This is a genomic window from Kitasatospora sp. NPDC028961 (assembly GCF_055564815.1).
Genome location: NZ_JBVHVO010000034.1, coordinates 61,141 through 78,590, shown reverse-complemented (window position 1 = coordinate 78,590; position 17,450 = coordinate 61,141). Strand labels below are relative to the sequence as shown.

17 protein-coding genes are annotated in these 17,450 nt (G+C 71.5%); 7 read left to right on the top strand and 10 right to left on the bottom strand.

Annotated elements, in window-relative coordinates:
* Positions 1-162 precede the first annotated feature (162 nt).
* Both ACZ4UX_RS33715 and ACZ4UX_RS33710 read right to left on the bottom strand, forming a co-directional pair.
* Positions 163-396 carry a DUF397 domain-containing protein gene (locus ACZ4UX_RS33715; protein ID WP_465709420.1) on the bottom strand — a complete coding sequence of 78 codons (234 nt, stop codon included), beginning with the start codon at positions 394-396 and terminating at the stop codon, positions 163-165.
* Positions 393-1,253, bottom strand: a complete 861-nt coding sequence (locus ACZ4UX_RS33710; RefSeq protein WP_380382631.1) for a helix-turn-helix domain-containing protein — start codon at positions 1,251-1,253, stop codon at positions 393-395. The genes ACZ4UX_RS33715 and ACZ4UX_RS33710 overlap by 4 nt, the downstream gene beginning before the upstream one ends.
* Positions 1,254-1,449: 196 nt before the next feature.
* On the opposite strand from ACZ4UX_RS33710, the gene ACZ4UX_RS33705 reads away from it, so the two are divergent.
* The 4 genes from ACZ4UX_RS33705 to ACZ4UX_RS33690 all read left to right on the top strand — a co-directional run bounded on the left by ACZ4UX_RS33705 (position 1,450) and on the right by ACZ4UX_RS33690 (position 3,652).
* Positions 1,450-1,884, top strand: coding sequence for an ATP-binding protein (locus ACZ4UX_RS33705; protein ID WP_465709419.1), 435 nt, complete (start codon positions 1,450-1,452; stop codon positions 1,882-1,884).
* Between the two features lie 5 nt (positions 1,885-1,889).
* Positions 1,890-2,219, top strand: a complete 330-nt coding sequence (locus ACZ4UX_RS33700) for a hypothetical protein (protein WP_465709418.1) — start codon at positions 1,890-1,892, stop codon at positions 2,217-2,219.
* Positions 2,135-2,479 (top strand): NUDIX hydrolase, encoded by a 345-nt coding sequence (locus tag ACZ4UX_RS33695; protein WP_465709417.1) that lies wholly within the window; start codon positions 2,135-2,137, stop codon positions 2,477-2,479. The genes ACZ4UX_RS33700 and ACZ4UX_RS33695 overlap by 85 nt, the downstream gene beginning before the upstream one ends.
* 363 nt (positions 2,480-2,842) lie before the next feature.
* A complete protein-coding gene (locus ACZ4UX_RS33690; protein WP_352290807.1) occupies positions 2,843-3,652 on the top strand; it encodes an alpha/beta fold hydrolase in 810 nt (269 codons plus the stop codon).
* Positions 3,653-3,879: 227 nt separating this feature from the next.
* Here the strand turns inward: ACZ4UX_RS33690 and ACZ4UX_RS33685 are convergent, their stop codons facing one another.
* Entirely contained in the window at positions 3,880-4,236 is a 357-nt protein-coding gene (locus ACZ4UX_RS33685) for a hypothetical protein (RefSeq protein ID WP_465709416.1), read from the bottom strand.
* On the bottom strand, positions 4,236-8,330 hold the full coding sequence (locus tag ACZ4UX_RS33680) for a polymorphic toxin-type HINT domain-containing protein (RefSeq protein ID WP_465709415.1): 4,095 nt from the start codon (positions 8,328-8,330) through the stop codon (positions 4,236-4,238). Before ACZ4UX_RS33680 ends, ACZ4UX_RS33685 begins: the two co-directional genes overlap by 1 nt.
* A 418-nt stretch (positions 8,331-8,748) precedes the next feature.
* Here ACZ4UX_RS33680 and ACZ4UX_RS33675 point away from each other — a divergent pair, with 418 nt between their 5' ends.
* Both ACZ4UX_RS33675 and ACZ4UX_RS33670 read left to right on the top strand, forming a co-directional pair.
* Positions 8,749-9,201 carry a hypothetical protein gene (locus ACZ4UX_RS33675; RefSeq protein ID WP_465709414.1) on the top strand — a complete coding sequence of 151 codons (453 nt, stop codon included), beginning with the start codon at positions 8,749-8,751 and terminating at the stop codon, positions 9,199-9,201.
* A 49-nt stretch (positions 9,202-9,250) separates the two neighbouring features.
* Positions 9,251-10,849 (top strand): trypsin-like serine protease, encoded by a 1,599-nt coding sequence (locus ACZ4UX_RS33670; protein WP_465709413.1) that lies wholly within the window; start codon positions 9,251-9,253, stop codon positions 10,847-10,849.
* 230 nt (positions 10,850-11,079) lie between these two features.
* Here ACZ4UX_RS33670 and ACZ4UX_RS33665 read toward each other — a convergent pair whose 3' ends face one another.
* From ACZ4UX_RS33665 to ACZ4UX_RS33655, 3 genes are all read right to left on the bottom strand, one after another.
* Positions 11,080-11,625, bottom strand: a complete 546-nt coding sequence (locus ACZ4UX_RS33665) for a hypothetical protein (RefSeq protein ID WP_465709412.1) — start codon at positions 11,623-11,625, stop codon at positions 11,080-11,082.
* A gap of 166 nt (positions 11,626-11,791) precedes the next feature.
* On the bottom strand, positions 11,792-12,244 hold the full coding sequence (locus ACZ4UX_RS33660; protein ID WP_465709411.1) for a carboxymuconolactone decarboxylase family protein: 453 nt from the start codon (positions 12,242-12,244) through the stop codon (positions 11,792-11,794).
* A gap of 63 nt (positions 12,245-12,307) precedes the next feature.
* Positions 12,308-12,958: a sigma-70 family RNA polymerase sigma factor gene (locus tag ACZ4UX_RS33655; RefSeq protein WP_465709410.1), complete on the bottom strand. Its 651-nt coding sequence runs from the start codon at positions 12,956-12,958 to the stop codon at positions 12,308-12,310.
* A gap of 77 nt (positions 12,959-13,035) precedes the next feature.
* Between ACZ4UX_RS33655 and ACZ4UX_RS33650 the strand changes: the two genes are divergently transcribed.
* Complete coding sequence (locus tag ACZ4UX_RS33650; protein ID WP_465709409.1) at positions 13,036-13,863, top strand: alpha/beta fold hydrolase; 828 nt, start codon at positions 13,036-13,038, stop codon at positions 13,861-13,863.
* Positions 13,864-13,967: 104 nt separating this feature from the next.
* Here the strand turns inward: ACZ4UX_RS33650 and ACZ4UX_RS33645 are convergent, their stop codons facing one another.
* From ACZ4UX_RS33645 to ACZ4UX_RS33635, 3 genes are all read right to left on the bottom strand, one after another.
* Entirely contained in the window at positions 13,968-15,182 is a 1,215-nt protein-coding gene (locus tag ACZ4UX_RS33645; protein ID WP_465709408.1) for a serine hydrolase domain-containing protein, read from the bottom strand.
* 462 nt (positions 15,183-15,644) lie between these two features.
* Positions 15,645-16,835 (bottom strand): serine hydrolase domain-containing protein, encoded by a 1,191-nt coding sequence (locus tag ACZ4UX_RS33640; protein WP_465709407.1) that lies wholly within the window; start codon positions 16,833-16,835, stop codon positions 15,645-15,647.
* A 175-nt stretch (positions 16,836-17,010) separates the two neighbouring features.
* Positions 17,011-17,418, bottom strand: coding sequence for a RidA family protein (locus ACZ4UX_RS33635; RefSeq protein ID WP_465709406.1), 408 nt, complete (start codon positions 17,416-17,418; stop codon positions 17,011-17,013).
* Positions 17,419-17,450: the final 32 nt, after the last annotated feature.

Here is a 17,450-nt window from a genome sequence, read left to right as displayed (position 1 = left end):
TCCACGCCTACAACTACCATCGCAGCCACACCGCACTCGGAGGACAACCCCCGATCACCCGCGTGAACAACCCTGCGGGTCAATACAGCTAGCGGAGGAGGGAGCGTTCGCCGGCGGCGCGGGTTCAGGCCCTGCCCGGGTGGGCAGGGCCTGGGACCTCTGTCAGGCGGTGAAGTTGGGGGAGTGGGCTTCGACGGCCTTCACGAAGGCGCTCCACTCGGCCTGGTCGAAGGCGAGGTGGGGGCGGGTGAGGTCCTTGTCGTCGCCGAGCCAGACGTCGCCGTTGGGGAAGCGGGCGATGATCACGCAATCCCCGTTGCCGTCACCGGAGAAAGGGGACTTGACCCAGGCGGCGGTGGCGGGATCGTGGTCGTAGGGGTTGTGCTTCTCGCTCACGTCAGCTCTTCCAACTTACGTTCAAGGGCGGCGATGGTGTCCTCCGGAGACAGCGCGTGCCGCTTGACTCGGCCGATGACTCGCTCGGCCCGTCGTACGTCACGTCCCGTTCTACGCGGGAGCATACCGCCGACGGCCTCGATGAATACGAAACCGTTTTCGGGGTCGTCAGGGAAGCGCATCAGGGTGATTCCGGACGAGAGGATGCCGGGGCGCCCCGCGCTCAGAGGCACCATGCACAGGGCGACGTTGGGGTAGCGGGCGACCTTGATCGTGTGTCGGATCTGCTCGGTCAGGGTTGCTCGATCGCCGGCCACGAGAAGGGCGACTTCGCCGAAATAGGCTTCGAACGTCAGCACCGGATCCTGCGTCAGGCGACGTTGGCGAAGGATCCGGACCTCCGCTCCCGCCTCGACGCGTTCCTCATTCGGAGAGTCAAGCCCGGCGGCGATCATCTCCTTTGCGTAGCGCTCCGTCTGAACCAGGCCGGGGAAGGCCGAAGGGAAGTAGTTCAGTATGTGCGACGCGTCGGCTTCGAGAGCAAGGTACTCGGCGAAGGCCGGGGTGATGGCCTCGGCGTAGTCGAGATCGCGCCACCACTGCTTGGGCGGTCCTGCGCCAAGGAGGTTCTCGAAGTCTTCCCTCTCCTGGCCCGTGACGCCGACGTGGTCCAACAGTGTGGCCAGGTCGGCGGCCGTGATCTGTTGCTGGGCCCGTTCGATCCTGCTGAGCCGACCGGGGCTCCATCCCTTCAGGCCAGTCGTCATGCCGGTCAACGTCTTGTTGTTCTCCAGCCGCCAGGCGCGCAGTTCATCGCCGAGGCGGATCTGCCTGATCGCTGACAGGTCCTTGCTCAAGTCGCGCCCCTCCGTTCGGGTGTGGGCGACCAGTCTCACCAGATGGAGGGTGCGGACTCAAGTCCATTTCAAGATCAATTAATTTCTTCGAGCATTGCGGTTGCGGTTTCGAATTCGCATCCCCCACACTCAACGTGACCGCACGAACACGCTCCTGACGGGGTGTTGAGATGCGAAGGGGCGAACTATGTCCACTTTGAGCAGACCTGTCCTCCAGACCTGGGAAGCAGCCCTCACCGAGCACGCGGGCTCGGTGCGGACGGCTCGCCATCAGGTCCGTCAACGACTCACCGAGTGGGGGTGGCAGGGCGAGCGCGTCGACGATCTCGTCCTGATCACCTCGGAACTCGTCACCAACGCCGTGGTGCACGCCTGCCAGGGCCACGGCGAAGTCCGGCTCTACCTCCAGGAGTTCGGCGGCGATTGCCGCCTGGAGGTGTGGGACCCGCGTTACGACCTGCCGCTCCAGGAGCGGCGGCCGCGCCGCTTCAACGAGGGCGGGCGCGGGATCGAGCTGGTCCGGGAGCTGGCCTTCGACTTCGGCGTGGTCGTGCGTCGCGGAGCGGGCAAGCGCGTCTGGGTGCGCGTCCTGCTCGCGGACGCCGATCCTCCTCCCCTTCTCAGGAATTGAGCACCATGCACTGCCGAGCGAAGCACCGCCGCTGTCCCAAGCACCGCCGCCGCATCCTCACCGGACGTGATCACGCCTCGCGCGAAGGTCATCCGGTCCCGCGAGCCGGCTCCGCCGATCGCCCCGCCAACCGCCCCTCGACCGCCGAACTCGTCGCCGTGGCAGTCGTGTTCGTCATCAGCCTCGGGCTCGCCTTCGTCGCCGCGGCCCTGGTCGGCCCCGGTGAGCCCGCCACCGCCCGTGTTGTCTGGTGGACGACCCTCGCCGCCGCCCTGATGCGGGGCGTCACCTGGTCGGACACCCTCCTCGACCGCCGCCACCAGGAGAGGGGGTAGCCCGTGGAGCCGTGCATGTCCGACACGCAGCTGCCCACCCGGGACGCGGCGGTCGTCGTCGCCCGTCTCCTCTGCACGGTGGCGCGTACCTGTTCTTCTCCGGCGGGCGCCAGGAGCGTGGGGAGACCCCCGAGGGGTGCGCGAGGCGTGAGCTTCGCGAGGAAGCCGGGATCACCGCCGAAGCGTGGCGCCCGCTCGGCTCGTACGCCATGGTGCCGGGCTCCACGGCGCGGCTCCACCTCTTCGAGGCCCGTGGCTGACCGTCGGCCCGCAGAAGCCGGTGCCCGGTGAGGGCGGGTTCGAGCGGATGTGGTGGTCGACGGCGGACGCCCTCGCCGCCGTCGGCGAGGGGCGGTTGCTCCTCCAGGGCGGCCCGCCGGCCCTGCTCCTCGCCGACCGGTCGCCGGTGGCGGCCGGGGCCCGGTCGCCCGGTGCCCGTCACCCTCGGTGAGAGCTGCGGCGGTGGGACCCGGGGAGGGGCCACCGCAGGGCGGGAACAGCGCTCCGTCACCGTCTCCCGGTCGGGGCACGGTGTTCGGTCCGCTGATCCGACCGGTGCCCACACGGGTGTGTCAGGCTTGTCGGAGAGGGGCTGGAGCACGACCGCGGTCGGGAGGCTCGCGATGGCCGAGATACAGGTGAACGGGGTGTCGCTGTACTACGAGGCCCGGGGTGCCGGGCCGGGCGTGGTGCTGGTCCACGGGTCCTGGAGCGACGCCGACAGCTGGGCGCGGGTGGTGCCCGGCCTGGCCGAGCAGGCCACCGTGGTCGCCTACGACCGGCGCGGGCACAGCCGCAGCGACGACCTGCTCACCCAGGGCTCGGTCCACGAGGACGCGGCCGACCTCGCCGGGCTGATCCAGGGCCTCGGTCTCGCCCCCGTCTTCGTCTGCGGGGACTCCTACGGCTCGCTGATCACGCTGCGCCTCGCCGCCGCCCGCCCGGACCTGGTGCGCGGCGTCGCCGTGCACGAGCCGCCCGGGACGTCGATGCTGCTGGCCGACCCGGACCTGCGGCCCATCGCCACCGCGTTCGCCGGCCGGATCGCCGACGTGCGGGAGCTGCTGGAACAGGCGGAGTCGGCGGCCGCGGCGGAGCTGTTCGTGGAGACGCTCGCCTTCGGCCCGGGGGCGTGGGCCCAGCTGCCCGCGCCGATCCGGCACACCTACATCCGCAACGCCCCGACGTACCTGGACGAGCTGCGGGACCCGGACGCGCTGGACCTCGACCTGACCGCGCTGTCCCGTTTCACCGAGCCCGCGCTGCTCACGCAGAGCGATGACAACGCGCCGATGTACGGCGAGGTGCTGGACATGATCGATCTCGCGCTGCCGAAGGCGGAGCGGCACCTGTACGCGGGCGCCGGTCACGCTCCGCATCTGTCGCAGCCGGAGGAATGGGTGCGGGTCACCCTCCCGCGCATCCTGGGGTGAGGCGCGCGTGGGGGGCGTGCACCCATAGCGCACACGCCGGGCTGTCGACGAACCTCCAGCGCCGGGCCCCCTGATCGGTGCCGGCCGGCGCTGGAGGTACACCCGGTGGCTGTCGGCGGGACGGCCGTCGGTGCTGCCCCGGACGCGAGGGAGGCCCTGCCGGAACGGGCGTCCGGAAGGGCCTCCCCGGCGACGGGACAGTCGTCAGGTGGTGCCGGCTGAGCGCATCACCGCACCAGGAGCCGATCGGCGATCGCCACTTCGGGCCAAATCTGGATCGACAGCTCGCCGGCCAGTGACTCCGAATGGAAGGCGGCGGTGATCAGCTGACGTCCATGGCCGGATTCGAGCCGGACGAGCGTCGCACCTTCTCGAAACAGGTCGAGGATGGTCTTCGACCCCCGAATCCACTGGATCCGAATGGAAGCGCCTGGGACGTCGAACGAGAACACGACCCTATCGTCGTCGCCGGAATCGAGCGTGATGGTCCGACTGGAATCAGCGGCGTCCGACGGGGTCGGCTCTTCGCCGAAGGCCTCCAGGAATTCGGAATCCGCAGGAACAGTGAAGTTCTGGTATGACATCAGGGCCCCCCTCGGGGAATGATGGTGGTCAGCCGGGGACCGTTCTCGGTTATCTCCCAGGTCGACTCTACATGCAGGAATCCGCCCGGCCCGGCGAGGAGGCCATCCCTGACCTCGTACTTCCCGTACTGACTCGTCCACTCCTTCAAGACGTTGCCGGAGGTGGAGAACTGCTTGTCGAAGAACTCCATGATGATCTTGCGGCCCTCGGCGTTGTCATGAATCCCGATGCGTGCAAGCTGTGTCAGATTCTGCACGGACCTCGGTCCGTTGTGGACTCCGGTCACCCGGCCGAAGAAGTAGTCCCACTTGCCGGGGTCCACAGTGACGCCGCAGCCGGAGTTGTGGACCAGCACGGGCGTGGAGCCGGCGACCACGTAGTACGTGTGGACGGTGTCGATCGTGAGGTTGTAGGCAGGCTGAAGGGTCTTCCAGTGCCGGGTGGCCGTTACCCGCGCGCTCTCGCCGGTGGCCGTGTGCAGGGTGTCGTCGGTCGTGAGGTCCGCGGCGTCGGCCCAGACATGCCGGTTCTCCACCCAGAAAGGGTGATGGTCGGTCGCGGTGACGGAGGCGGTGGCACCGTCCACCGACGCCACGGTGAGGTCGGTGAAGTCGCGGTCGTCGGGCGTGTAGATGGTGGCGTCGACGCGGTGCGAACCGGTCCTGCCGGACGTGGGATCGGTTGCCCGCACGTGGTCACCGGCACGGATCCGATCGATCGGGCGGGTCGATCCGTCGGCCATCAGGACGGGCGTGCCCGCCGGGAAGCTGTTCGGCACCGGGCAGGCCTTGGCCACCCAGTTCAGTCGTGACGCCTTGGCCACCTCCTCAATCGTCTTGGCCTTCTTCGCGAGCTGTGCGAGCTTCAGCACCTTTCCGGCTGGGAAGAAGCTGACAGCGAGTTCGGCGCAGGCACTGACACTCTTGTCCTTGATGCACTCCTCGGCGGTGTCCACGCCGAGGACGGCCTTGACCACCATCTTGAAGAGCTGGGCCTCGTCCTGGAAGTGGGAGCCCCACTCGCTGAGTGTTCCCACGATGGTGCCGGGTGCGAATACTCCGCCCGGTCCGTATGCGCCGTTCGCCCCTGCCATCTTGCAGTGGTTGACGAATTCGAGCGGTGTGCCGGGAGTGATCCAGAAGCAGCTGAACTGACTGTAGTACTTAGCCTTGGCGATGTCCCTCCGGATCTGTGTCTCCAGCTCCTTCATGAACTCGTCTTCGACCTGCTTGGCCTCGGCCTGGCGCTCTGCTTCCTCGGCGCTCATCGCGGCCGCGCGTTCCTGGCTCTCCTTCGCGGCGGTGATGCTCCAGGCCTCGTCCGCGGCGACCTGGGCCTGGCCGGCGTCCTTGCCCGCTGCGATGGCGGAAACGCGGGCGCGGTCGGCGGAAGCGCGGGCGGAGTTGGCGGACGACCGGGCCAGGGAGGCGGAGGCCCGTGCGCGGGCGGCGTCGGCGGTGGCCTTGCCGGCGTCGCTCGCAGCCGCTTGGGAGGCGCTGCGGGCGGTAGTTGCGGACTGGGCGGCCCGGGTGGCGGAGGTCTGGGCGTCCTGGGCGGACGTCTTGGCCTCGGCGGCGTACGTGCCGGCCCGGTCAGCCGCGGCGCGGGCCTGGGCGCGGGCGTTGTCGGCCTCGCCGGAGGCGTTGGCGGCCACGGCTGCGGCCTCGGTGGCCTCCCAGGCGTCCTGCTGTGCCTTGGCCGCGGTCTGCGAGGCTTCGGCGATCAGACGGCTCATCTGCGCCGCGTGGGCCGCGGCGAGCTGGTCCTTGCGGTCGGCCATGAACCTACCGGTCTGCAGGAACGAGCTGACGAGGTCGGGCGACCCGGCGAGCGCGAACTTGGCCGCGGACTGGACCTCGGGGCCGCCTGTGGCGAGCAGTTGGGTGGTCTGGACGCGCTCGTCGATCTGACGGGCAGTGTACTGGCCGGTCAGCAGGAAGCCGGCGACGGCCTTGGCCGAGCCGTCCCGCAGGGCCTTCTCGCCGGCCTCCTTGACGCTGGTGCCACCCGTGGCGACCAGTTGGTAGGCACGGACGCGGTTGTCGGTGATCGCCGCGTCGTGGCGGCCGGTTGCGTAGAACGCCTCGATCTGTTGGGTGTTGCCCTTGAGCGCCGCGGTGGCGGCGGTGCGGACGGCCTCGTCGGGGCTGTCCTGGGCGATCTCCTGGACGCTCTGTCGCGTGTCGTCCTGCTCGGCCTTGCGGCGGCCGGTACGCAGCCACTCCATGACGGTGTCGTCGGTGCCGGAGAGGGCGAGCGTGGCCGCCTCCTGGCTCCAGGGGCCAGCGGTCTTCATCAGCTGGAGCGCGACCTTGCGGCCCTTGGCCGCGAGTACCTTCGGGTCCGCGCCGGGGCGGGCGGCCTCGGCGGCCAGACCGGCGATCTCGTCGTCCTGGGCTCGCCATTCGGCAAGCACGGTGCCGATGTCCGCGGTGGCCTGGTCGTCAGCCTGCTTGATGATCCGGGCGGTCTCGACGGCGGCGGCGGTGCGGGCTGTGAGGTCCTCGGCCTCGGTCCTGCGGGCGAGCGCGTAGACAGTGCTCGCTGTCTGCACCGCGTCGCTCGCCGTTGTGGCGGCCTTGCGGGCTTCTTCGGCCTGGCGGGCGGCTTCGGCAGCGGATATCGCGGACTCGCCCGCGTGCTGGGCGGCTTCGTCCGCAGCGGTCGCCGCGTTCTGGGCGTGCGCCGCGGCGGCCTGGGCGGCGTCGCGGGCCCGGAAGGCGGCTTGGGCGGCCTGGGCGGCCAGCGCGGCGGAGGCGGTCGCGGCTCGGTCGGCCTCGTTCGCCTGGCGGCGGGCCTGGTCGGCCGCTGCCTGCGCACGGTTGGAGCCGGCCCCGGCGGCGTTCGCCAGCCGGCCGGCCTTTTCCGCGGAGCCGGCCGCCGCGGTGGCGTTGGCGCCAGCGCTCTTGGCATCGTCCGAGGCCTCGCCCGCCGCCTGGGATGCGGCGCCGGCGTGGTCCGCGGCCTGCGCGGCGCGCTCGGCGTCCCTGGCCGCGTTGCGCGCCTCCTCCGCGCGCTGACGGGCCTCGGCGGCCTTGCCCGCGTCGGAGGAGGCGGCGCTCGCCGCCCTGCGGGCGTTGCCCGCAGCCAGGGCGGCGCCGCTCGCCGCCGAGGCGGCCTGAGCCGCAGCGCCGGACGCGATGCGAGAGGCCTGGTTGGCCGCTCCAGCGGCGGTGGCCGCCTGGTTGGCGGCAGCGGCCGCATCCTGGGCCGCCGTGGCCGCCTGGTCGGCGGCCTCCTTGGCGCGGGTCAGGTCCTGGCCGGCGGCCTCGGTCTCCCTGGCCGCGGTCTCCGCGGCCTCCTTGGCCTGACGGGAGGTGTCGACCGCGCGCGCGGACGCGGTCTTGGCGGCGTCCTTCGCGGCCTGTGCCTGCGCCCCGGCCTGCTCGGCCTGGTCGGCGAGTTGCGAGATCGTGGAGCGTTCCTGATCGCGCGCGCGGGCGACGAACTGACCGACCTCCAGGAACTCGGTGATGTCGGAGGGCGTGCCGCGCAGCGCGGCCTTGGCGGCATCCTTCATCGCCGGGCCGCCGGCGGCGAGGAGCTGCATCGTCCGTGCGCGGTTGTCGGTCTCCAGGGCGTCGTACCGGCCCTGGTCGAGGAACTTCCGGACGTCCTCGGGCGTGCCCTTGAGGGCGGCGGTGGCCTGCTCCTTGACACTCACGCCGCCGGTGGCGACCAACTGGAACGCCTCGACCCGCCGGTCCTGCTCCAGCGGGGTCTGCCATCCGTCTCTGAGAAAGGCACGCAGGTCGTCCGCGGAGCCCTTCAGAGCCTTGGTCGCGGCCTCCCGAACCCCGGGTCCGCCGAGGCCGAACATCTGGAAGGCCGAGACCCGGTCGTCGTGGTACTCCGCGAGGTCCCGCTCGGTTGCGAGGAACTTCCTGACGTCCTCGTCGGAGCCGGTCAAAGCGGCCTCGGCAGCTGCCTTCACGCCTGGTCCGCCGGTGCTCCAGAGACCGACGACGTATCCGCGGTCCGTCAGCTCGGGCAGATTGAAATCAGGGTCGGAGTCATTGGCCAGGGCGGGTGCAGCCCCGAGCAGACCGGCCGCGAGGACCAACGGCAACAGGACTGTGCACGTACGGCGCACTCCGGTTGGTCGGCCCTTCGGACGTCGCGTCTTCCCGACGACTCCCTGTGCTCCCAGGGAGCGCAAGGGGAGGTTCACAATTCATTCCTCTCTTGGAGCATCTGTGAGAACGTGAACGGATTACGGGCATCGGAACTCGGCACACGAGGGCGCGGGGACGATGCCGCCGTCGAATCCGGCACGAGACTTTGCGTCGTCAGCACCCGTTGGGCAGAAGTTCCTGCGCGATTGAACAGGTCCCGAGGTGTGACGTTTCCTGGTATCTTACGCACGCTTTACCTGCGCTCAACACGTAACCGGCGCACAGCGATCACACTGGCGCCGCATCAGAAACGAAGGATTCGACGTGTCCATACCTCGCTCCCGGAAGACGCTTCTCGCTTGTACTGTCGGCGCTCTGACGGCAGGTGTCGCATTCGTGTCGCTCTCGGTTGCGCAGGCCGCTTCCGGTGCGGGCGCGGAGGACGCCGCCATGTCGGCCGCCGTCGAGGACTTCCGGCATCCCGGTGCCGACCGCCTCCTCGCGGAGCGGCAGATCACCCTGAAGCAGGGCGATGGGCACATCTGGCTCAAGGAGGGGCCGGGGAACGCCGTGCCGACGGACTGCCAGGCGTCGAACGAGATCTTCATCGAGTCCCGCCTCGACAAGCGGGGCTACTGCTTCACCGTCTCCGGTACGACCGGTTACCTCGCCATGGAGTTGCCGGCCGTCTATGGCATCTGGACCGAGGACCGCGCCGTCAGCGCGCAACTCGTCGCGGCCGGCCAGGCGACGCAGGTGAACGTCGCACCGAACTCGGTCGAGCCCGTCGGCGAGAGCCTGCCCAGCGGCAAGCGCTCCGTCCTGGTCGAACTGCGCGTCACTGCCTGACCGCTGGTCCCCGCTAAACCACGCTCTCTTTCGACCAAGGACGGAACTCATGCCTGACACCACTTCACGCCCCGCGTGGAAGTCAGCCCTCCTCGCCACCGCGATTGCCGCCGCCACGCTGGCGACCTTCTCTGCCGCTCCCGCCGGCGCCGTCGTCGGTGACCCGGCGGCGGACGGCGCCTACGCCTACACGGTCAAGCTGACCATCGGCGACAATGTGCGTGCCTGCACCGGCGCGCTCGTCGACCGCAACTGGATCATCACCGCCGCCAGTTGCTTCGCCGCCGACCCCGCCCAGCCGCAGGCCCTGGTGGCCGGCGCGCCGAAGTGGAAGACCACCGCCACCGTCGGCCGCACCGACCTCACGACCGGTGCCGGCAAGACCGCCGACATCGTCGAGCTGGTGCCGCGTCAGGACCGCGACCTCGTCATGGCGCGGCTCTCCGCTCCCGTCGACGGCATCGCCCCGCTCGTCCTCGCCACCACCGCACCCACCGTCGGCGAGAGCCTGCGCGTGCCCGGCTACGGCCGCACCAAGTCCGAATGGGTGCCCGACAAGCTCCACAGTGGCACCTTCTCTGTCGACGCCGTCACCACCGGCGCGGTGAGCACCACGGGCGTGAACAGCGCCTCGATCTGCAAGGGCGACACCGGCGCCCCCGTGCTGCGCGAGGTCAACGGCAAGACCGAACTCGCCGCCGTCGCCTCCCGCTCCTGGCAGGGCGGCTGCTTCGGCAGCACCGAGACCCGCACCAGCGCCACCAACACCCGCGTAGACGACCTCGGCACGTGGGTGAAGGACATCAAGGCGTCGCGACCGGGCAGCCGACTGTTCGCCGTCGGCGGCGACAGCAACATCTGGACCAACGAGGGCGCCTACACCCCGAACACGTGGGGCACCTTCGACGCGGTGCCGGGCGGCAGCGGAGTCCAGCAGGTCAGCGCGGTGACCATGGGCCACATCATGCGGCTGTTCGTGGTCGGCAGCGACCGGCGGATCTGGACCGCGAGCCGCGACAACACCGCCGACACCTGGACCACCTTCGAGCCGCTCCCCAGCAGCGGCATCCAGCAGGTGACCGCGGTCGCGACGGGCAACACCGTGCGCCTGTTCGCCGTCGGCGGCGACGGTCGGATCTGGACCGCCGCCGGCGACTACACCGCCGGCACCTGGACCACCTTCGAGCCGCTCCCCAGCAGCGGCATCCAGCAGGTGACCGCGGCCGGAGTCGGCAACACCGTGCGCCTGTTCGCCATCGGCTCGGACCAGCGGATCTGGACCACCACCGGCGACTACACCGCCGGCACCTGGACCACCTTCGAGGCCCTCCCCAGCAGCGCCATCCAGCACATCGCCGCGACCGCCGTCGGCAACACTGTCCGCGTCTTCGCCGTCGGCGGCGACCGGCGTGTCTGGACGACCGACAGCACCAACGGCGGTTCCTGGACCACCTTCGACGCCGTCCCCGGTGCCGCCGGTGTCAAGCAGGTCGCCGCCACCACGATCGGAGACACGATCCGCCTGTTCACCATCGGCAGCGACGACCGGATCTGGAGCGCCGACAAGCAGCCCGCCGGGGCCTGGACGGACATCTCCGCCATCCCGAGCAGCGCCATCCAGAGCATCGCCGCCGTTCCCGCCGGCTGACCCACCCCACCGAGGACAAGCACGAGGGGCGGGTGCCCGGCCAGGTCACCCGTCCCACCCGGACTTTTACCATCCCGGACCCGGAGGGACCTCCATGCTCGCACCATGTCGGCGCGCAGCAGCCGAATGAGGTCACGGGTGACGGTGTCGCCGGTCGCTCGTCGCCGTGCGGGCCCGGGGTCGGAATCCGGAGCTGAGCCGGCCGCTGTGCGCGGCCGGCGCACCGACGCCTACTCGTCCTCCACCTTGACGGTCCTGAAGACGGTGAACGCGCTGCTGTACACCTCGCTGGCCGGCCGGAGCCAGGCCTTGCCCGACGTGGGGTGGCAGATCATCCTGCGGTTCGGCTCCTCCAGCTTGAAGCCGGTGCCGTCGGCGACCATCTTCCACGCCGTCGCGCAACTGTCCGCCTTGGCCAGCTTGATGCCCTTGTCGGTCGAGCACCAGGTGTCGTAGCCCGGGTAGTTGGAGCTGGTCGATCGGATCGTGTAGCGGTCGGCGCCCGACTTCTCGAAGACCACGGCGGTGCCGTTGCTGTTCTCGTCGTTCGTCAGCAGAGCCCAGTCGGTGCTGGAGGACACCTCGAAGGTCGCCCCGCGGTTGCCGTGGTTCTGGGCGATCAGGTAGTACTTCTGGCCGGTCTCGATGCTCTCCTCCGGGGTGGCCGAATTCGCGGCGGGCGCCGTGAGGCCCAGCAGCGCCGTCGCGGCGAGCGCGGCACCCCATGCCCTGCGGGCGGGACGGCGACGGGAGGCGGCCGGGGCCGGGTTCTGCATGCTTCGTCTCCAAAAGGTCGTACGCACCGGAACTCGGTGCCGGGAGAAGAGTCGCAGGGTGCTGCGTCCACGAACAGCTGACGGGCACTGGTTCACCTGATGGAGGGAAGGATGTTTGCGGTCCCGCCGGAACTCCGCCCCCGTGGGTGGGACTCGGCGGAGCGCCTCACACGGCTCCGGGTGTCCTGCGGGTAGCGACGTTCATCCGGTTCCAGGTGTTGACCGTGAAGATCAGCGCGATGAGCTGGGCCAGCGCCTTCTCGTCGAAGTGCGCGGCCGCCTCGTCGTAGACCGCGTCGGAGACGCCCTGCGGCAGCAGCGTCACCGCCTCGGTGAGGGCGAGCGCCGCGCGCTCCTCGGCGGTGAAGAGGCTGGAGTCCTCCCAGGCGCTCAGCTGGTAGATGCGCTCCTCCCGCTCGCCCGCCCGGCGGGCGTCGCCGGTGTGGTACTCGATGCAGTAGGCGCAGTGGTTGAGCTGCGAGGCGCGGATCTGCACGAGTTCGACCAGGACCGGGTCGAGGCCCTGGCGGGAGGCTGCGTCCAGCGCCAGGACGGCCTTGAAGACCTTCGGGGCGACGGCGGAGAGGTTCATGCGCTGGGGGATCTGAACGGGTGTCATGCGTCCGAGCCTAGGAGCGGATGCGGCCCGCGAGATGGTGCTTTCCACAGGGGATTCGGTGGGTCAATTCTGCGCGGAAGTCCCGGCTTCGCCGCCCCGCAGCCGGTCGCGCTGCACCCGGTGGGCGAGGGCGCGGCGCACCGAGGCGGAGGCCATGGCGGCCTTCGGTGAACCGGCGGGGGGTGCGGTACGCGCGGCGGGGACGTCCAGGGCCCGGCTGATCGCGTCGTAGGCCGCGCGGTGGCCGGCGGGCAGCCGCTCCCGGTGCACCCGAAGGTCCTCTTCGAGCAGCCGGCGCAGCTCGTCGACGCCCTGGGGGGTGAAGCGCCTGCGGCCCCGGGCGAGTGCGGTGACGTGCCGGGTGCAGTGGGCGCGGTCGTCGAGGGTCTCGGAGACCTCCTCGGCGAGGCCCCAGAGGCGCCCTTCGAGCCAGGGCGTGTCGTGCTGGTCGAGCGAGACGTCCAGCGGGGGGTGCGGCTCGCCGCTCCCGTGCCTGGCCACCTGCTTGGAGACGGCCGGCTGGCTCATCTCGGTGAGCCGGGCGATCCTGCTCTGGCTCCAGCCGAGGCCGACGAGCACCTGGATCATCTCGGTGCGCAGGCTCCGCATCTCCTCGCCTGCCCGGATGACCTCGTTCATGCCGGCGATGATCCGCTCGGCCTGGTCCTCGGTCAGGGCCTCGTACGTCGGGTGGGTGTCGCGGTCGCCTGCCATGACTCGGTTATACACCTGCGGCGGCGCTGCCCATAACCGGGTTGTATAACCTGGTTATGAGTGCCATGATCCCTGCCATGCCCACCTACTCCGCACCCGACGGCACCCGACTCGCCTACCGCGTCCACGGGGACGGCGACCCGCTGCTCTGCATCCCCGGCGGTCCGGCGGACTCCCGCTACCTCGGCGACCTCGGCGGCCTGTCCGCGCACCGCCGGCTGATCGTTCCGGACCTGCGCGGCACCGGCCGCTCCGCCCTCCCGGAGGATCCCGCCTCCTACCGCTGCGACCGCCTCGTCGACGACATCGAGGCCCTGCGCCGCCACCTCGGACTCGACCGGGTGGACGTGCTCGGCCACTCCGCCGGCGCGAACACCGCCACGCAGTACGCGGCCCGCCACCCGGCGAACGTCCGCAGGCTGGTGCTGGTCGGCCCCGGGACGCGGGCCGTCGGCATCGAGATCGACGGGGGGACCCGGCGCGAGGTGGCGCGGCTGCGCAGCGGCGAGCCGTGGTTCCCGGCGGCGTACGCCGCGCTGGAGGCGATCACCGAGGGGACCGGCACCGACTGGGCGGCCGTCGACCCGTTCTTCCACGGGCGGTGGGACGCGGCGGCGCGCCAGGTCCAGGAGGCCGGGCGGCCCGGCAACCCGGAGGCCGTCGCGCGGTTCGCGGCCGACGGCGCCTTCACTCCCGGGGCGACCAGGGCGGCGCTCGCCGCCTTCCCCTCGCCCGCGCTGCTGCTGACCGGGGAGTTCGACCTGAACAGCCCGCCGCGCCCGGTCGCGGAGTTCGCCGCACTGTTCCCCGACGCCGAGCCGGTCGTCCAGCCCGGGGCGGGCCACTACCCGTGGCTGGACGACGCCGACCGGTTCGTGGCGACGGTGGCCGGCTTCCTGGGGTGACGGGTCGGCGGGTGGTCCGGGCCGGGCTTCCCGGGGTGGCGTGGGCCGGCTTCCCGGGGTGACGGGCCGGCGGGTGGTCCGGGCCGGGTGCGGGCCGGTGCGGGTCAGCGGCAGAGGGCCGTGCGCACCACGTCGTCGACGCGGGACCGGGACGGCTGGTCGGTCAGCTGGACGGTCACCGCCACGTTGGCGGCCCGGCCGTCGGTGGTGACGCCGCCCCGGGTCTCGAACCCGGGGAAGCTGCCGCCGTGACCCCAGTAGACGCCGGGGCCGCACGGCAGCGGCATGCTCACCAGGCCCAGTCCGTAACCGGCGCCGGGGCCGAAGGTCTCCTCGGCGGGAACGGTGTCCTGCATCTGGCGGAGCTGCTCGGGCAGGAGGAGGCGGCCGGGGGTCAGCAGCGCGCTGTAGAAGCGGTTGAGGTCGGAGTTGGTGGAGACCAGCTGACCCGCCGCCCAGCCCCAGGAGGGGTCCATGTCCGTGATGTCGACCAGGGCGCCCGCCTCGTCCCGGTAGTAGCCGTGGGGGTGGGCCTCCCGGATGGTCGCGTCACCGGGGGCGGGGAAGTAGGTGTGGCGCAGACCGAGCGGCTTGATGATGCGCCGCTCGATCTCCGTGGCGAGCGACCGGTGGGTGACGCTCTCGACGATCAGGCCGGCCAGCACGTAGTTGGTGTTGCTGTACGCCCAGCCCTTCCCCGGGTCGAAGTCGGCCGGGTGCCGCAGCGCGATGCCGACGAGCTCGCGGGGATCGTAGTAGCGGACGTCGTCGTCGAGGTACTTGCTGTAGTTGGGGAGTCCGCTGGTGTGCTGGAGGAGCTGGCGGACGGTGATGCCGTTCCCGTCGATGCCCGCCCCGGCGCCCTCGCCGCGGACCAGGCCCGGCAGGTAGTCCTCGACCTTGGCGTCGAGGTCGATCCTGTGCTGGCCGACCAGCTGCAGCACGACCGCCGCCGTGAAGGCCTTGGTGTTGCTGCCGATCCGGACCTGTCCGTCGTCGGGCACCTTCGCGCCGGTCGTCACGTCGCCCACCCCCGCGGTGTAGGTGCGGGTGCGGCCGTACCGGTCGGTGACGCTCGCCAGTGCACCGGGTGCGCCGTCCGACTGCAGCAGCGCGGTCAGCCCCTGCTGGACGGCGTCCGGCCGGGACGCCCCGGAGGCCGCGGACGTCCCGGAGGCCGCGGAGGCCGCGGGCGCCGCGAGGAGCCCCATCGTCATGGCGCCCCCGGCCACGGCGGCCGCGGCCCGCAGGGCCCTGCGCCGGCCACCGCCCTGCTGCCGGTCGGAAGAACGGAACCTCTGCGATGCCTGCTCGCGCACGGGGCAACTCCTGGGTGATCGTCGGGAATCCAGCGGTAGGTGCTGGTCCCAGCATGTCCAGGGGCGACCGTCCGGGACGATCCTGCTGTCCGCCCAGGTGAGGGTGGGGCTAACCCCCCGTCATTCCGGTCCGATCGGGCAGCGGTGGAGAGGGGGCGGAGGCCAGGTGCGGGGTGGCGGCGTCAGTCGGGCGTGCCGGGCGTGCCGGGCGTGCCGGGCATGGCGGGCTTACCGGGAGTGTCGGGGACGGCGAGGGCATCGGGGACGGCTCGGGTGTCGGGCGTTCCGGGGGTGGCGGCGGCGGTTCCGGTGGGGCTCGGTCTTCTGCACATGAGGGGCTCTCCACGGTTCGACGGCGTGTGCCCGGGACTCTAGTCATGGACGCGTCAGGCCGAAAGGGGGCGTACGGGCGCAGCCGCGCGGGCCCCCGTGCGCCGGGGCCCGCGCGCAAAGGTGAGGTGGTCAGTCGCCGAGGCTGTCGCGGACGGCCTCGACCAGGCGATCGGCCCGCGCGTCGCCGTGGCCGATCATGCGGTTCGCCGTGTAGGCGAAGCCGATGCCGAACTCGTCGTCACCGAACGCGAACTGGCCGCCGGCGCCGTCGTTGCCGAAGCTGCGGGCGCCGAGCATCGGCCGGAACGACGGCGAGGGGAGCAGCACCCCCGAGCCCCAGCGGGCGCCCAGGTCGAAGCCCAGGAAGCCGGCGCCGGAGGAGAGTTCACGGACGGCGTCGGTGACGGTCGCCGGGGAGAGCAGTCGCTCGCTCCGCCCGCCCGTGGTGCACTCGACGCCGGTGACGGCGGCCGCGTACAGGCCGGCCAGACCGGTCGCGGAGGCGACGGCGCCCGCCCCCGGCAGCTCGACGGCGTGCAGCGCCGGGTCGTTCCACCCGCGCGGCTCGTCCAGGCCGGGGAAGACGAGCGCGCCGTTCATCGTCACGATCCGGGTCAGCAGGTGCTCCGGGCCGGGCAGCGGGCGGCGGCCCTCGGCCTCCACCAGCCGCGCCAGGCGGCTGAGTTCGGACGGCGGAAGGCCGAGCCAGGCGGACAGCCCGAGCGGCTCGCCGATGGTCCGGCGGAAGAAGGCGCCCGGGGTGAGGCCGGTGATCCGCCGGACGACCTCGCCGAGCAGGAAGCCGAAGACGTGGCCGTGGTACTCGTAGGTCGTACCCGGCTCCCAGAGCGGCTGCTGCTCCTCGATGGCGCGGACCACGGGCGCCCAGGCGGCGATCTCCTCGAAGGAGAGCGCGGCGTCCAGGGCCGGGAGCCCGGCGCGGTGGCCCAGGACCATCCGGCAGGTGATCGCGTCCTTGTCGTACCGGCCCGTGCGCTTCGGATCGGCGTCCGGGCCCGCGAACTCGGGCCAGTAGCGGCTCACCGGGGCGTCGAGGTCGAGCAGGCCCTGCTGCGCGAGGAGGTGGACCGAGATCGCCACGAGGCCCTTGGCGCAGGAGAAGACCGGGACGACGGTGTCGGCCTCCCACCGCCGGCCGGTGCGCTCGTCCGCGACGCCGCCCCACAGCTCGACAACTTTGCGGCCACCGGCGAACACCGTTACGGCGGAGCCGAGTTCGGGGAAGTCGGCGTAGTTTCGCGCGAAGGCGTCGGCGACCGCCCCGAACCCGTCGTCGGCCCACCCCTGGTGCTGCTGCATCGGTCCGTCCCTCCGCGTGCGACCGCACCCGGCGGCCAAGATCATCGACCGGCCCACGGTACGGCGCGGGGCGGCCCGGCCACGAACGATTTACGGGGGAGCGGGGGTCGGGGCGGGGGAGCGGGGCCGGTCGGCGGTGGTGGCGGGTCGGGGCCGATCCGTGCTGCCGGGCCGGTCAGTCGAGGACGGCGACGGCCTCCACCTCCACCAGGTGCTCCGGCACGTCCAGGGCCGCGACGCCGATCAGCGTGCCGGGCGGTACGGGGGTGACGCCGAGTGCGGCGGCCGCGCGGCCGACTCCCGCCAGGAAGAGGGGCAGCTTGTCGGGGGTCCAGTCGACGACGTACACGGTCAGCTTCGCCACGTCGGCGAAGGAGGCGCCGGCCCCGGCCAGCGCGGTGGCGACGTTGAGGTAGCACCGCTCCACCTGGGCGGCGAGATCGCCCGCGCCGACGGTGGCCCCGTCGGCGTCCCAGGCGACCTGCCCGGCCAGGAAGACCAGCCTCGATCCGGTCGCGATCGACACCTGTCGGTAGGCGCCGACCTCCGGCAGTCCGGTGGGATTCAGCAGGGTGATGGCCATGGTGCCGGTCTCCTTCGTCCTCGTCGCGCAGG